17 protein-coding genes are annotated in these 15,707 nt (G+C 37.7%); 12 read left to right on the top strand and 5 right to left on the bottom strand.

Annotated elements, in window-relative coordinates; genetic code table 11:
- Positions 1–37: 37 nt before the first annotated feature.
- A complete protein-coding gene (locus tag Q0371_RS05260; RefSeq protein ID WP_169359731.1) occupies positions 38–391 on the top strand; it encodes a hypothetical protein in 354 nt (117 codons plus the stop codon).
- Here the strand turns inward: Q0371_RS05260 and Q0371_RS05255 are convergent, their stop codons facing one another.
- Complete coding sequence (locus Q0371_RS05255; RefSeq protein WP_251555870.1) at positions 392–901, bottom strand: competence protein ComK; 510 nt, start codon at positions 899–901, stop codon at positions 392–394.
- Positions 902–1,114: 213 nt separating this feature from the next.
- On the opposite strand from Q0371_RS05255, the gene Q0371_RS05250 reads away from it, so the two are divergent.
- The 4 genes from Q0371_RS05250 (at position 1,115) to Q0371_RS05235 (ending at position 7,934) form a co-directional block, all read left to right on the top strand.
- Positions 1,115–1,345 (top strand): IDEAL domain-containing protein, encoded by a 231-nt coding sequence (locus Q0371_RS05250; RefSeq protein ID WP_169359730.1) that lies wholly within the window; start codon positions 1,115–1,117, stop codon positions 1,343–1,345.
- Between the two features lie 506 nt (positions 1,346–1,851).
- The gene (gene uvrB / locus Q0371_RS05245) at positions 1,852–3,834 is read left to right on the top strand and encodes an excinuclease ABC subunit UvrB (protein WP_298469097.1); all 1,983 of its coding nucleotides are present in this window, start codon (positions 1,852–1,854) and stop codon (positions 3,832–3,834) included.
- Positions 3,835–3,840: 6 nt separating this feature from the next.
- Positions 3,841–6,711: an excinuclease ABC subunit UvrA gene (uvrA, locus tag Q0371_RS05240; RefSeq protein WP_169359728.1), complete on the top strand. Its 2,871-nt coding sequence runs from the start codon at positions 3,841–3,843 to the stop codon at positions 6,709–6,711.
- A gap of 101 nt (positions 6,712–6,812) precedes the next feature.
- Entirely contained in the window at positions 6,813–7,934 is a 1,122-nt protein-coding gene (locus Q0371_RS05235) for a DUF4097 family beta strand repeat-containing protein (RefSeq protein ID WP_169359727.1), read from the top strand.
- 373 nt (positions 7,935–8,307) lie between these two features.
- Here the strand turns inward: Q0371_RS05235 and Q0371_RS05230 are convergent, their stop codons facing one another.
- The 3 genes from Q0371_RS05230 to Q0371_RS05220 all read right to left on the bottom strand — a co-directional run bounded on the left by Q0371_RS05230 (position 8,308) and on the right by Q0371_RS05220 (position 9,755).
- Positions 8,308–8,520 carry a hypothetical protein gene (locus Q0371_RS05230; RefSeq protein ID WP_298469093.1) on the bottom strand — a complete coding sequence of 71 codons (213 nt, stop codon included), beginning with the start codon at positions 8,518–8,520 and terminating at the stop codon, positions 8,308–8,310.
- Positions 8,521–8,631: 111 nt separating this feature from the next.
- Positions 8,632–9,000 carry a peptidylprolyl isomerase gene (locus Q0371_RS05225; protein ID WP_298469091.1) on the bottom strand — a complete coding sequence of 123 codons (369 nt, stop codon included), beginning with the start codon at positions 8,998–9,000 and terminating at the stop codon, positions 8,632–8,634.
- 191 nt (positions 9,001–9,191) lie between these two features.
- Positions 9,192–9,755: an N-acetylmuramoyl-L-alanine amidase gene (locus tag Q0371_RS05220; protein ID WP_298469088.1), complete on the bottom strand. Its 564-nt coding sequence runs from the start codon at positions 9,753–9,755 to the stop codon at positions 9,192–9,194.
- A 117-nt stretch (positions 9,756–9,872) separates the two neighbouring features.
- Between Q0371_RS05220 and hprK the strand changes: the two genes are divergently transcribed.
- From hprK to Q0371_RS05185, 7 genes are all read left to right on the top strand, one after another.
- Positions 9,873–10,802, top strand: coding sequence for an HPr(Ser) kinase/phosphatase (hprK, locus tag Q0371_RS05215; protein WP_169359723.1), 930 nt, complete (start codon positions 9,873–9,875; stop codon positions 10,800–10,802).
- Positions 10,803–10,830: 28 nt separating this feature from the next.
- Positions 10,831–11,640, top strand: coding sequence for a prolipoprotein diacylglyceryl transferase (gene lgt / locus Q0371_RS05210; RefSeq protein WP_298469086.1), 810 nt, complete (start codon positions 10,831–10,833; stop codon positions 11,638–11,640).
- A 23-nt stretch (positions 11,641–11,663) separates the two neighbouring features.
- On the top strand, positions 11,664–12,602 hold the full coding sequence (locus Q0371_RS05205; protein WP_169359768.1) for a nucleoside recognition domain-containing protein: 939 nt from the start codon (positions 11,664–11,666) through the stop codon (positions 12,600–12,602).
- The gene (ppaX, locus tag Q0371_RS05200; protein WP_298469083.1) at positions 12,599–13,255 is read left to right on the top strand and encodes a pyrophosphatase PpaX; all 657 of its coding nucleotides are present in this window, start codon (positions 12,599–12,601) and stop codon (positions 13,253–13,255) included. Before Q0371_RS05205 ends, ppaX begins: the two co-directional genes overlap by 4 nt.
- Positions 13,252–13,761: an acyltransferase gene (locus tag Q0371_RS05195; RefSeq protein ID WP_298469080.1), complete on the top strand. Its 510-nt coding sequence runs from the start codon at positions 13,252–13,254 to the stop codon at positions 13,759–13,761. The genes ppaX and Q0371_RS05195 overlap by 4 nt, the downstream gene beginning before the upstream one ends.
- A gap of 158 nt (positions 13,762–13,919) precedes the next feature.
- Positions 13,920–14,342 carry a MarR family transcriptional regulator gene (locus Q0371_RS05190; protein WP_169359719.1) on the top strand — a complete coding sequence of 141 codons (423 nt, stop codon included), beginning with the start codon at positions 13,920–13,922 and terminating at the stop codon, positions 14,340–14,342.
- Positions 14,343–14,376: 34 nt separating this feature from the next.
- The gene (locus Q0371_RS05185; RefSeq protein WP_298469075.1) at positions 14,377–15,003 is read left to right on the top strand and encodes a nitroreductase family protein; all 627 of its coding nucleotides are present in this window, start codon (positions 14,377–14,379) and stop codon (positions 15,001–15,003) included.
- Between the two features lie 95 nt (positions 15,004–15,098).
- Here the strand turns inward: Q0371_RS05185 and Q0371_RS05180 are convergent, their stop codons facing one another.
- Positions 15,099–15,398 carry a hypothetical protein gene (locus Q0371_RS05180; RefSeq protein ID WP_298469072.1) on the bottom strand — a complete coding sequence of 100 codons (300 nt, stop codon included), beginning with the start codon at positions 15,396–15,398 and terminating at the stop codon, positions 15,099–15,101.
- Between the last annotated feature and the right edge of the window lie 309 nt (positions 15,399–15,707).

Genomic DNA, 15,707 nt, shown 5'->3' with positions numbered 1-15,707 from the left:
AAGAACAAATGTTCTTTTAAAAGAAAGGTGAATGAAGATGCCCTTAATACCAGAAGAGGCAATTCCATATTTCGAAAAAATGATTTATCTTCCCATGGTATTTACCATCTTGGAAAAGGATCGAACCATTATTGAAAAAGCCCCATTCAAATTAAACAGACCTTATTTGACTCTCGTAGAAGGAGCAGCAAAGCAAGTTCAAAAAGAGCTAAAAGACACACATGTCTACATGAGAAGGCATAGTATGAAAGTGATTAGAGGAGAAGGAGATGATATGTTCACAGAGTACGTGTTTTTTCATGGAGGATACGAGGAGCACCGTCGTTATCTGAACGTCCGTCTTCGTAACCGCGTAGAAGAACTGCTTTCTATGTACTTAACCATTACCTAATCAGTTGCGAATGTTTTTACGCATAGATGCTTGTCTAGAGGTGGCATATCCGTTGTTTAAAAGATGGCTCATTCGTTTTAGGAATTGGGTGCTTAATATGTTGGCATACGCCACTTGACGATTCATAGTGTTAGGCGAAACAGGAACATCAATGGTATCCCCATTAGAAAGAACAACGGTAGATCCCTTTTTATTTGGGTAAAAAGTTTCGATGGCCTGATAGGAAAACCATATATTTAAATCTGATTTTGGAGAAAGAACCGGAATCCATATACAAGGTGATCCAAAGTCATGAGCTAGTATGATTGGTAGCTTAAAATAGTTGCCAATCGTTTCTCGGGAAAGGTTTACTGCGTGTTGAAAGGAAGAACCGTAGAAGGAGCAGGAATAACGAACGATTTCGTATGGCTTTTTACTTACCATGGAGGTTTCACCAGAAAAATTAGTAACTTTCGTGTAAACTTTGTTATTTACTACAGAAGGTTGAAGTAACGCGGTTTCGAAGGAGATAAGATGGGATTTATTTTCAATTTTATTAGTCAGAAAATTTCACTCCTTAGTATATTATAATTTAAATTATAGTTAATTTTGGAAATAAATCAAGCTAATGTATCTAAAAATTAAAAAATACTTCTATTTACTGTATAATCTAAATTTTCTCAAAATGATTGCAACTAGCCTTAAGCTTTTATATAATATAAAAAAGGCATCGGGGTGATTGAAATGGACAAACAATATTCATATACAGATTTTATGAAAGCAATGGGACAAACAGGGAAAGAAAGCTCTGCAGAAAAGTTGTTAAACGAGATTTATCTTGATATGTTTTTAAATGTTGTCCACCGGGAGCAGAGAAGTTTTCGGCTAATGGGTTTAATTGACGAGGCATTGGATCGCAAGGATAAAGAAGCATTTAACGAGTACACGAACGTGTTACTTCATCTGAAAAATTAAGTTGCTAATGGGCCGGGAATTCGTGAGGAATTAATAGTTAATATATGTTGAGGATGGGGCTGAGATAATCTAATCATGCCCCCAAAAAGTGAGATTGCGATATGCAATCTCACTTTTTGCATTTAATTTGGGTAAATGTCTTTCAAAAAAGTAGTTCGGAGATAAGGCGGCGAACTTAATAAAAACAACGGCTATGAAGAAAATATAAAAATAAAGCAGTTCAAATTTTACAATGAGTGAAATTTGAACTGCTTTTAGTTTTGATAAAAAGTCTATTCTTTTGATGTTAAAAAACTAACATTCTTATATTTTTGCAAGATAAAATGTAGCTTTTTCTGTAAAAGAGGGTAGTAATAGATAGGAAGAGATTTTTACCACTAAATCGTTGATACGACAAAGGTTGAACCTACTCTGAAAATTTATTTTAAAAACGTATGTTCGTTTTAATAGTGTTAGAAAAATGATTATGTTAAACTAAATTTAATAAGAATACGGGAGGCATACATATGGAACAAATTTTTGATTTACAATCTCCGTATGAGCCAGCAGGGGATCAAATAGAAGCAATAAAAGAGCTAGTAAAAGGAGTAAATGAGGGCAAAAAGCATCAAACATTACTAGGGGCCACAGGTACTGGTAAAACCTTTACTATTTCAAACGTAATCCAACAAATTAATAAACCAACCCTTGTCATGGCCCATAACAAGACACTTGCAGGGCAGCTATATAGTGAGTTCAAGGAATTCTTTCCTAACAATGCAGTAGAATACTTTGTCAGCTATTATGACTACTTTCAACCAGAGGCATATGTGCCACAAACGGATACGTATATAGAAAAAGATTCTAGCATTAATGAAGAAATTGATAAATTGCGACATTCAGCCACTTCTTCATTATTCGAACGTAAGGATGTCATTATTATCGCTTCTGTTTCCTGTATTTATGGACTCGGAAATCCAGAGGAATATAAAGAAATGGTTGTGTCACTAAGAGTTGGCATGGAAATTGATCGAAACCAGCTATTAAGAAAGCTAGTGGATGTGCAATATGAACGAAACGATATTAATTTTACTCGTGGAACATTTCGAGTTCGTGGAGATGTAGTGGAAATTTTCCCTGCCTCTCGTGATGAGAGATGTCTAAGGGTAGAATTTTTTGGTGATGAAATAGATCGGATTCGAGAAGTGGATGCGTTAACAGGAGAAATATTGGGTGAACGGGATCATGTAGCTATTTTCCCAGCATCCCACTTCGTAACACGAGAAGAAAAGATGAAAATAGCCATAAATAATATTCGTCAGGAATTAGAGGAGCAGCTTACTATTCTTCGAAGTGAGGATAAATTGTTAGAAGCTCAAAGACTCGAGCAGCGAACGAATTATGATTTAGAAATGATGGAGGAAATGGGCTTCTGTTCAGGGATCGAAAATTACTCGCGCCACTTGACGTTAAGACAAGCGGGAGCAACCCCTTATACATTATTAGATTATTTTCCGAAGGATTTCTTACTGGTAGTAGATGAAAGCCACGTTTCATTACCACAGGTTAGAGGAATGTTTAATGGAGACCAGGCGCGGAAATCTGTGCTAGTAAATCATGGTTTCCGGTTACCTTCTGCATTAGATAACCGTCCGCTCACTTTCCAGGAATTTGAGGGGCATGTGAACCAGGCTATTTATGTATCCGCAACTCCGGGACCATACGAATTAGAGCATACACCAGAAATGGTCGAGCAGATTATCCGACCTACGGGATTATTAGATCCTATTATTACAGTGAAGCCGATTGAAGGACAAATAGATGATTTAATTAATGAAATATATGAACGATCTGCTAAGAATGAACGAGTCTTAATAACAACTTTAACAAAGAAAATGTCCGAGGATTTAACGGATTACTTAAAGGAAATTGGTATAAAAGTACAATATCTGCACTCAGAGATAAAAACATTAGAGCGAATTGAGATTATTCGAGAGCTTCGTTTAGGAACGTATGATGTCCTGATAGGAATTAACCTATTGCGAGAAGGATTAGACTTACCTGAGGTTTCACTGGTCGCTATTTTGGATGCGGATAAAGAAGGCTTCCTACGTTCAGAGCGTTCATTAATACAAACTATTGGGCGAGCTGCCCGAAACTCTAACGGTGAAGTTATTATGTATGCCGATAAAATGACAGATTCTATGACAAAGGCCATTAGTGAAACGAAGCGTCGTCGTACCATTCAAATGGAATATAACGAAAAGCATGGCATCACACCTAAAACGATTGAGAAGAAAATTAGAGAAGTAATACGAGCCTCTCAAGTGGCGGAAGACGAAGAAAGCTATGTACAGCAATTAACTAGCGGAAAAGTCTTAACGAAGGAAGAAAAGGGTAAACTATTAGACAAACTCGAAAAAGAGATGAAAGATGCTGCAAAAGCGCTTAACTTTGAACGAGCTGCTGAATTACGTGACGCAATTCTAGAGCTCAAGCTGGAAGGATGATGATTGGTGAAAAACCAAGAAATTAATATTCAAGGTGCTCGAACAAATAATTTAAAAGATATAAGTATTAAAATACCAAGAGATAAGCTTGTCGTCATGACAGGTTTATCTGGTTCTGGTAAGTCATCATTAGCTTTTGATACGATCTATGCGGAAGGGCAAAGACGTTATGTCGAATCCTTGTCAGCCTATGCAAGACAATTTCTTGGCCAAATGGATAAGCCAGATGTGGATTCTATAGAGGGTCTGTCTCCTGCTATTTCAATCGATCAAAAAACAACAAGTAAGAATCCAAGATCTACTGTCGCAACAGTTACGGAAATTTATGATTATATGCGATTATTATATGCTCGCGTAGGGAAACCGATTTGTCCAAAACATGGGATAGAGATTTCCTCCCAAACAATCGAGCAAATGGTTGATAGACTCATTGAATATCCGGAAAGAACAAAAATGCAAATTCTTGCCCCGATTGTTTCTGGACGCAAAGGGACACATGTGAAATTGCTTGAGGACATGAAAAAGCAAGGATACGTACGTGTTCGCATTAATGGAGATTTAATAGACTTAGATGACGATATAACTTTAGACAAAAATAAGAAGCATAATATTGAAGTAGTCATCGACCGAATTGTTATAAAAGAAGGGATTGCTGCACGAATAAGCGATTCCTTAGAATCCGCATTGAGACTTGGAGATGGACGAGTTTTAATAGATGTAATGGAGCAAGAGGAGCTGCTATTTAGTGAGCATCATGCATGTCCAATTTGTGGTTTTTCGATTGGAGAGCTAGAGCCTAGAATGTTTTCATTTAACAGTCCATTTGGTGCATGTAACGATTGTGATGGATTAGGTGTCAAATTAGAGGTTGACCCGGATATAGTCGTTCCAGATAAAAGCTTAACTTTAGAAGAAGGCGCCATTGTCGCATGGCAGCCAACTAGCTCTCAATATTATCCGAAGCTACTAGAGGCAGTGTGCAAGCATTACAAAATAAAAATGAATGTACCAGTCGAAAAGTTACCAATTGATCAATGGAACAAAATTATGTACGGTTCGGGTAAGGACAAAATTCGTTTCCGTTACCAAAACGAATACGGCCAAATGAGAGATAATCTAATTCAATTTGAAGGCGTGCTTGCAAATATAGAAAGACGTTATAGAGATACATCTTCCAACTACACACGTGAACAAATGGAAAAGTATATGGCAGAGCATGACTGTCCTACTTGTAAGGGATATCGTTTAAAAGAAGAAACAATGGCCGTAAAAGTGGATTCTATGCATATCGGGCAAGTATCTGAGTTTTCCATCGAAGAAGCATATAAGTTCTTTAAGGAATTAAAGCTATCAGAGAAGGATATGCAAATAGCTCGACTAGTTTTAAGAGAAATTGATGAACGTCTGAGCTTCCTTGATAATGTAGGGTTAAATTACCTGACGCTTAATCGCGCATCTGGAACATTATCTGGGGGTGAGGCTCAACGCATTCGATTAGCAACTCAAATAGGCTCAAGGCTTACGGGTGTACTTTATATTCTGGATGAGCCTTCTATTGGTCTCCACCAAAGGGACAATGATCGCTTAGTTGCAACACTCAAGGATATGAGAGATATAGGAAATACGTTAATCGTAGTTGAGCACGATGAGGACACGATGATGGCAGCAGACTATTTAATCGATGTGGGACCAGGTGCTGGTGTCCACGGTGGGGAAATTGTTGCAGCTGGAACACCAGAGGAAGTAATGAAAGATAGTAATTCACTAACTGGACAATACTTAAGTGGTAAAAAGTATATTCCGCTACCTATTGAACGAAGAAAGCCAGATGGTCGTTATATCAAGATTAAAGGTGCTACTGAAAATAACCTGAAGAATGTGAGTGTCGATATCCCGTTAGGAGTATTTACAGCAGTCACAGGGGTATCCGGATCAGGAAAAAGTACATTGGTGAATGAGATTCTTTATAAATCATTGGCACATCAAATTAATCGAGCTAGAACGAAGCCAGGTGCACATAAAACAATAGAAGGAATTGAAATGCTTGATAAGGTAATTGAAATCGATCAGTCTCCTATTGGGCGCACTCCTCGTTCGAATCCTGCAACTTATACAGGGGTATTTGACGATATAAGAGATCTCTTTGCCTCAACAAACGAGGCGAAAATTCGAGGATATAAAAAGGGGCGCTTTAGCTTCAATATAAAAGGTGGACGTTGTGAAGCCTGTCGCGGAGACGGTATTATCAAAATAGAGATGCACTTTTTACCAGATGTCTATGTACCTTGTGAGGTTTGTCATGGAAAACGATACAACCGGGAAACACTTGAAGTATTGTATAAAGGAAAAAGTATTGCAGACATTTTGAAGATGACGGTTGAGGATGCTTTAGCATTCTTTGAAAATCATCCAAAAATAAGTCGCAAGATCCAAACAATCTTTGATGTAGGTTTGGGATACATGGAGCTGGGACAACCAGCTACTACTCTTTCAGGTGGAGAAGCACAACGAGTGAAGCTAGCATCGGAGCTGCATAAGCGTTCTAATGGTAAGTCATTTTATATTCTAGACGAACCAACTACTGGATTACATGTAGATGATATAGCGAGACTGCTTGGCGTGTTACAACGCTTAGTTGAAAATGGAGACACAGTTTTAGTGATTGAGCATAACCTAGATGTGATTAAGACGGCAGATCACTTAATCGATTTGGGGCCTGAGGGTGGAGACAAGGGCGGAACCATTTTAGCAACAGGGACACCCGAGAAAATTGCAGAAGCAAAAGGCTCTTATACTGGAAACTATTTAAAGCCTATTTTAGAGCGAGATCGTAAAAGAATGGAAGAAGGCATTAATAAAGCAACAACAAAAAGTTAAAGCCTAAAAAAACGTAAGTGAAACCTTTTGGCTCACAGAACGTATAACTAGTAGGAAGATATTTGTAATATACTTTTAAATTTATGAGGAGGCCTTTAACTATGCAAGAAGAGCGTAAACGTATTTTGGATATGGTTGAAAACGGCACGATTACTGCACAGGAAGCACTGGCACTTTTAGAAGAGCTAGGTAAGCAAGCAACAATTGTAACTCCCCAAGTAAATACTCAAAAGTTTGAAGAAGAGAAAAAAACAGAGCAAGTCAAACAAGGTAGCGCAGATTTTATCGAGGACTTAAAACGTGATTTTACAATGGTAGGAGATCGTTTTATGCAGTTCATGCAAGGGACTGTAGATAAAATGAAGGATTTCGAGTTTGAAATGAAATTCAATGATCCTGTTACTTTTGAAGAGAAGTTTGTAAAACAAGATGTGCAATTTGACGATATCTCGATTAACCTTACAAATGGTAAAGTGAACATCTTTCCATCGGAGGAGCCATTTGCTCATGCTACGGTGAAAGTCAAATCCTTTAAGAACTCTACAGAGGAAGAGGCAAGAAAGAGATTCCAAGAAGAGTTTATATTTACTACTGAAGGAAACAAGCTACGCGTTTATAGCGATATGAAAACTATTTCCGTACAAGTAGCTTTGTTTGTTCCAGAAAAAGAGTATAACCATATTTCTGCTCGTTTGTTTAACGGTGATTTTGTAGCACAAAATCTAGAGGCTAATACATTCAAGATTAAAACAACAAATGGTAAGGTTGAATTAGAAAACAGTAAGTTCCATCGTGCAGATATAGAAACAGTAAATGGCTCTGTTCAGCTTCAACATGTCGAAGGTGATACTGTAGAAGTAGAAACAATGAATGGCCGCATTTATGTAGATGGTAAACTGAAGGAAATTGAAGGTTCATCCGTTAGTGGACATGTTATTTTAACAACGAAAGACAAAGAGGCTCGTAAAATTGAAGGGACAGCTGTAGCTGGCACGGTAGAAATCTATGTGCCTAAAGATATTTCCTTAAAAGGTGAGACTACTACTCAGCTAGGTCGTATCGATGTACAGCTTACAGATGTAACTCAAATAAACCAGTCAGAGCAAGTGCTCAATAAACGTGTTGCTTTCACAAAGGTTGTTGACTCTGAAAAAGAGCCGTTAAGAATATATGGAGACGCTAAAACAGGATCCGTAGTAGTAAGATATACAACAGAAGCATAAAAAAGAAAGACCAAATCGATTAGGATTTGGTCTTTAGACTGTAGATAAACGCCATGAATTTGGTGCTTGCCTACAGTTTTTTTCTTTTAAATTGAGATAAAGATAGAAATGTTGATTTTCGTTGTGAGCGGACGCTTTCCGCGAGCACGGCTTAGGCCAACAGGATGTTGGTCAGGAAAACGTTGTCACACGATGTGACGACCTTAGTTTTCCCTCCTTGAAACTCCCTCGCTGCGCTCAGTCCAGGGTCTTCAGCTCGCGCTATTCCCGCTGGAGTCGCCGCTCTCCACTCCAATCGACAGTGCTTACTAATTAAAAAATGACTCTCTTTACCAAGGAAGCTAGTCCAATAATAACTTGAAGAATTCTAATATTATTTAGAGCTTCTTATAACTTTAAAAGATAAACTCGATAAAATAAACGACACAGCTATAAGCCCTGGGGTTACAACAAAAATGGTTAATAGGTCAGTTTGGACATTCCAAGGCACAAAAGCATTCCAAAATAAGCCCATAAGTCTCCAAAGTATGGTGAAAATAAATATGGTAAATACAAAATAGATAATCTTTGCTACTACTTGATTCAACTTATCTAACCCCCCTTTGTTAAGAATGAATACTATAATAGGAATTCAAAATACAGGGATTAATAGCTGAATACCCTAAATGGCATGGAAAAATTAAAATAAATATTCGATTTAGTCAATTGTAGCATTATCAAAAGGTATTGATTCACCATTCACTGTTACATCTAATACATCATGCTTCGGGTCTGATGTAAAATAATAGGTATGCTGCTTAACAACATCATCCAGATTAGTTACATTGAACTGTATAGTGACTATATCTCCTTGAATATCTAAATCTGACTCAACATTTCCGCTTGAATGAAAAACAATATATTTACCCTCTGCATCATTGGTGATGGATTGAAGGGTTAAGCTGGAGTCCACTTTGTCTTGCACATGATCCGGAACACTTTCAATTTCACTAAAGCTCAATGTGGATGAACTACAAGCAGTTAAAATCAAACTGACTAAAAATCCTAATACTAATAGTTTCTTCAAACCATTCACTCCCTCAGTCTTTTAATTATATACGACCTTAAGTAAATATAAGTTCCATGTATAGATAAATTTTCCATATGCTCAATCGCTAATCTCTATTGTTAGAAACCAACTAATAATAAGTGGAAATTTTAAAAAAGCATTGCTGAGCGGCACATAGGCTGAACAAAGAAGAGGTATAGGGAGCACCCCTATACCTCTTCTAATTGAAACTTTTTAACCCAAAGTTTTATGCCTGTTGCAATTCCAGTAGCACATTTTAAACGGTAATCATCCGTTTGTAGTAGTCTTGCTTCCTCTTGGTTAGTCATGAATCCGCATTCCACTAGAACAGCTGGCATGTTCGTATCTCGTAAAACAGCTAGATCCTTCTTTTTAACCCCTCGATCTTTCCTTTCCACAGCGGTGCAGAGAGATTCCTGAATATGCTTGGCAAGTATGACAGAATCGGCAGAAGGCTTTGTGTAAGTGAAGGTTTCTATACCATTAACATCGTTCCAGTTTGAACCATAAGCATTAGCATGGACGGAGATAAAGGCTTGCACTTTTAATTTGTTGGCAAGGGAGGTTCGTTCTCGTAAAGGCACGTCTTTCTCGTCAGAATGACTAAAAATTACTATTATTCCGAAGCGATCTAGCTCCTTCTTTATTAATCTCGTGACTGTGCTGTTAAACTCATATTCCTTCATCTTTCCATCTGGCGTTCTTTTTCCTGCGGTGTTAGGGCCATGACCTGCATCTAAAATAATCTTCATTAAACTTCCTCCTTTTAATTAATAAATAGGTAGAGAAAAGATAAATGGATACTAATTAAATGTTTATTCATGCTAAAATAAGAACTAAGTTTATCAGAGGTTAAAGGAGTGGGAAATGTGTCTCATGTGACGAGTAAAGATATACAAGAGAAATTTAATTTGTCCTTAGTTAGCGGACAAGAGGGTATTGGACGACACATTTCTATCAGTGATATTTCAAGACCTGGTATAGAAATGGCTGGTTACTTTATGCACTATCCTTCCGATCGAATTCAGCTATTGGGGAAAACAGAGGTTTCTTTTTTTGAATTACTAAAGCCGAAAGAGAGAACAGATCGGATGACGAAGCTTTGTGCACAGGATACACCAGTTATTATTGTTGCCCATGGCATGGAAGTTCCTAATGAGCTAATTATAGCATCTAACGAGAAATCAGTCCCTGTTCTTACTACTAGTATGCCGACCACTAGATTCTCAAGCTTGCTGACAAATTATTTGGAGAGTATGCTAGCTCCGACTACTGCCGTTCATGGAGTATTGGTTGATATTTACGGAGTAGGTGTATTGATCACAGGAAAAAGTGGTGTAGGTAAGAGCGAAACGGCACTTGAATTAGTGAAGAGGGGCCACCGATTAGTAGCCGATGATTGCGTGGAAATTAGGCAGGAGGGCGAGGACACTTTAGTAGGAAGTGCTCCAAAGTTAATAGAGCATCTTTTGGAAATTCGTGGATTAGGTATAATAGATATTATGACGTTGTTTGGCGCTAGTGCCATTCGCAGCTATAAGCGAATTACGCTTGTGATTGAGCTAGAAATCTGGGATGAAAAGAAAAGCTATGACAGACTAGGTCTCGAGGAAGAGAAGATGGAGATTATCAACACCGCAGTGACTAAACTCACAGTGCCAGTCCGTCCTGGGCGAAACTTAGCAGTTATCATCGAGGTTGCAGCTATGAATCACCGATTGAAAAGAATGGGTGTAAATGCAGCGGAGGATTTTGCAAAGCGGCTAGATGATGTAATAAGCCAAAATGGAGAATTTTAAATGATGTACATAGTGGAAAGGAGTTTTTATGAATATTCTACAAGCAATTGACCCGGTCGCTTTTTCCTTAGGGCCGCTAGAAGTAAGATGGTACGGAATAATTATTGCGTTTGGAATTGTGCTTGCTTTTATAGTCGGGCAGCGTGAAATGGTGAAAAGAGGGTTTCACCCTGATTATTTAACTGATTTACTAATTTGGGCCGTTCCAATCGCTATTATTAGTGCACGTATTTACTATGTAATTTTTAAATGGGATATCTATAGTCAGCACCCGGAGAATATTATAAAAATATGGGAGGGTGGAATAGCGATTCATGGTGCCTTAATTGGATCGTTTTTAACCGCTTACTTCTTTACGAAAAAAAGAAAGAGCTCATTTTGGAAGGTTACGGACATATTAGCTCCAAGTATTCTAATCGGTCAGCTAGTCGGTCGTTGGGGTAACTTTATGAACCAGGAGGCACATGGAGGAGAGGTAACAAGAACCTTCTTAGAAAATCTATTCCTTCCTAATTGGATCATAGAGCAAATGTATATCGACGGAAAGTATTATCACCCAACGTTCCTTTATGAGTCTGTTTGGAACCTGATTGGTGTCATTATTCTATTGCTGCTTCGTAAGGTAAACCTTCGCCGTGGAGAGATGTTCCTCTTCTATTTAACGTGGTATTCGGTGGGACGTTTCTTTATTGAGGGAATGCGTACGGATAGTCTTTATTTAATAGGAGATTTGCGTACTGCACAAGTAGTATCACTAGTGACGATTGCAGTCGCGGTTATTATATTTATTTATAGAAGAAAAATGGTTAAGCCAGTGGTGCGTTATCAAGATAAGTAAGAAAGATGGGATCGAGTATGGAAATGGGAACTCTTAAAAGGGGATTGTCCGCTGGTCTAAAGACAACATGGACATTAAGCAAGGTTATCTTTCCAATTACATTAATCGTAGTTATTTTGCAATATACGCCTGTTTTGCCGTGGATTATACAATTTATAGAACCATTTATGGGTTTGATTGGCTTGCGAGGGGAAGCGGCTATTCCTCTTGTTTTAGGTAATGCCTTAAATCTGTATGCAGGTATAGCAGGAATTTTGTCATTAGAGTTAACTGTAAAAGAAGTATTTATATTAGCAACCATGTTATCGTTCTCCCACAATATTTTCATTGAAACAGGAGTGGCACTAAAGGTTGGAGTGAAGCTGTGGGTCGTATTACTCGTCCGTTTTGGGCTTGCAATAGTTTCGGCAGTTATTATTAACCTAGTGTGGCAGGGCGGAGGCGAAGTGGCTAAGTATGGAGTAGTTACAGCTACGCAAAGTGTACCAGATGGCTGGCTTGAGATCATATTACTTGGTCTTCAAAAGGCTACCTTTGGTGTGTTGCAGCTTGCGCTAATCGTCATCCCACTAATGGTGATTATTCAATTCTTAAAAGATCGAAACTATTTACAAAAGTTTTCAGAGAAGCTTGCACCATTCACAAAAGTAATTGGGGTGCAGCCAAATGCATCTATGACTCTAGTGGCTGGTCTAGTTATTGGTCTGGCTTATGGTGCCGGAGTAATGATTCAGGCAGTTCAGGAGGACGGTGTTAGTAAGAAGGATGCGACATTAGCCTTTATCTTCCTAGTAGCCTGTCATGCCGTAGTAGAGGATACGTTAATCTTTGTTCCATTAGGTATTCCAATTTTACCGCTCTTGCTCATTCGACTAATCACGGCTTTTGTCTTGACGATTATTGTCGCTTATATTTGGCGTAAATCAGAACAGAAAAAAACCAAGGAAGTGCTTACGACATGAACGAAGTAACATACAAGGCTTTGCTTTTTGATTTTGATGGCACGTTATTAGATACCAATGAGCTCATTATTGAAAGTTATTTACATATTTTAGGAGATAAATTTCCTGGGAAATATGATCGAGACTCAGTCATTCCTTTCTTAGGACCGTCCCTTCAGGAAACCTGTGAAGCGATTGATCCTACGCAAACTGATTCGCTCATTTTGTCATACAGAGAATGGAACTTGGAGCATCATGACCAAATGGTTGCACCATTCGATGGAGTTGTCGAAACGCTTCATAAATTAAAGAATGACGGCTATAAGCTAGCAATCGTTTCGACTAAAAGAAGAGAAATGATTGATAGAGGACTTCAGCTGATGGGGTGTCAGTCATTATTTGACACGATTGTTGGATTGGAAGATGTTTCTCGTACAAAGCCAGATCCAGAACCAATATTACTTGCTTTAGAGCATTTGAATGTCTCAAAAGAGGATGCCCTTATGATAGGAGATAATTTTCATGATATAGTGGGCGGACAAAATGCTGGAGTTGATACAGCTGGGGTCGCTTGGTCTATAAAAGGCGAGGATTTCTTGTCCACATACAATCCAACGTACATGCTCCATCATATAAATGACTTACTTTCTATTAAAAAAGGACAGCTGCTATGAGGAAAACCGAGAGATTTCCTGTAAAAGGTGCGAATTCACTTTGGCATGTATACGATACCGTGCCGTTTTGGAAGGTCATTAAAAACTTTATTTTTATTCAAGCTGCGAGATATTCTCCTTTCTTAAGCTGGAAAAACTTTTTTTACCGTACCTTTCTTCGTATGGAGGTCGGCAAAGAAACCTCCTTTGCTTTAATGGTCATGGTCGATGTGATGTTCCCTGAAAGGATTAAAGTGGGGAACAATACGATTATCGGCTATAACACAACGATTTTAGCACATGAATATTTAATCAATGAATACCGAATAGGTGATGTTATTATCGGAGATCGTGTTTTAATAGGTGCGAATTCTACGATTTTGCCTGGAGTAACAATCGGTAACGATGCCATTATTTCTGCGGCAACATTAGTAAATGCGGACGTACCAGAGGGCTGCTTTGTTGGAGGCAATCCGATGCGCATTATCTATACAAAGGAAGAAATGCTAGAGCGCAATGCAAAATAAGTATGAACTAAAACTGTACGACTATTTGTTAGCTACTAACTAACATGGTCGTCAGTTTTTTTGTGCGAATCAAAATACTTGATTAATTATTTTAATAAATTATAATTGACGAATCAACAGTTGACTGGTCAAGAGTTCAGTCTGTTAGGAGTGGAAAGATGGCTAAGTCCTTTAAAGAAATAAAACAAACATTACTTATGCTTAAAAGTTTGGATAGGCGCATAGCTCAAAACTTTGAAAAGAAGACAGGTATTAGCCTAACTAGATATGAAATGCTGAACACCATATTTGAACGCGCACAGCTTTCCCAAATAGAGCTACAGCAAACGTTGAAAATAGATCAAGGGGCAATCACAAGACATTTAAAAATACTTGAAGAGAAAAACTTTGTCGTTCGCAATCGTAATAAGCAAAATAATAGAGAAGTCATTGTCCAAATCACGGAAACTGGTATCGCTACTTTGGAAGACTGTGATTTAGGTAAAAATGAATTCATAGACGAATTATTTAATGGATTTACCGATCAAGAGATTCAACAGCTTCAAACACTAGTCAAGAAATTGATTGATAACACGAACTAAAAAAATCATTAAAATTTGAAAAGGGGTTTTTTATATGCAAAAAACACATACAACAATCGACCAATTGATTCATGAAAGAAAATCAGTTCGTAAATATAAAGAAAATGTCATTATTCCACATGAGGATCTACAAACTTTGTTACAAAAAGCAATTACTGCACCTTCCTCAAGTAATATGCAGCCATGGCGCTTTATCGTTATTGAGGACCAGCAGGTTAAAAAGGAATTGCGCCCAATCGCTAATAATCAAGAACAAGTAGAGACATCATCGGCTATTATCGCTGTACTCGGTGACCTAGAAATGTACAAGAATACAGAAAAAATTTATAATACAAATTTTGAAAAGGGCTATATGAGTAGAGAAATAGCTAATTTCATGATAGAAAGCTCACTTTCTTTATACGGTAATCTTCCTGAAGAAGTCATGAAAAATATTGTTCACTTTGATGCGGGACTTATATCCATGCAAATCATGCTATTAGCGAAGGACATGGGCTATGACACAGTTCCAATGGGCGGATTTGACAAAGTGAAATTTGCGGAGAAATTTAATTTACCTCAAAATGAAATCCCTATTTTACTTATTGCAATTGGTGAAGCAGCAGCTCCTGCTTATGGATCTTCACGTCTTCCTGTTGAACAAATAGTAAGATATATTTAAACAAAAAGAGGGCAGCGCAAAGCCGGCCGCATAAGAAAAAACAGTTTCAATTTTACTTATTGTAAGATTGGAACTGTTTTTTTTGTAGTTTTAAGCTAATCTCTTGTAAAAATTATGATTGCACCAGCTAAAAAAACACCTATTAAAATTATTAGTAAAAGACTAAAAACTGAGTGATTTGAAAAATACCTAATAAAAACAATAGGTGTGCCAATCATAGCCAAAATGGAAACAAACTTCATATAGCGGACAACTTTTGGGGAAACCTCAGGTTCTTCTTCGTATATCCAGCGTTTTCCCCATAAAAAGCTTTCTTTAGGGTAGTTATATGTCCAAATGAAGAAGGCATAAAGCGGTATCATAAAGACTATTAAGATGAAGATTTCGCCTATCATTTTGTTTTCCCCCCGGACAATAAAAGAATATAGTTCACCCAAACTAAACTTTGGTTTTACTTTAATACGGTTGAGAATAGTTCAGGTTCCAAATTTAGATGAATTTTACATAAAATGAATGAAACCCTGGGGATAAGTAAAAGTATTTGGAGGAATGCGGTGAAAATGTCCGGGACGAGGAAAAGTGTTGCGTCAAAATAGAAAGTGTTGCGCCAAATTCAAAAGTATTGCGGAAAACGGGTTAAGTGTTGCGCGAAATTCAAAAGTGTTGCGCGAAATTCAAAAGTATTGCAGATCACCCGCTAACTG

Source organism: uncultured Psychrobacillus sp. (assembly GCF_938022135.1).
In the GTDB taxonomy this organism is placed as follows: Bacteria; Bacillota; Bacilli; order Bacillales_A; family Planococcaceae; genus Psychrobacillus.
Note: the sequence above shows the minus strand (reverse complement) of the source record. Positions and strands in the feature narration are given on the sequence as shown.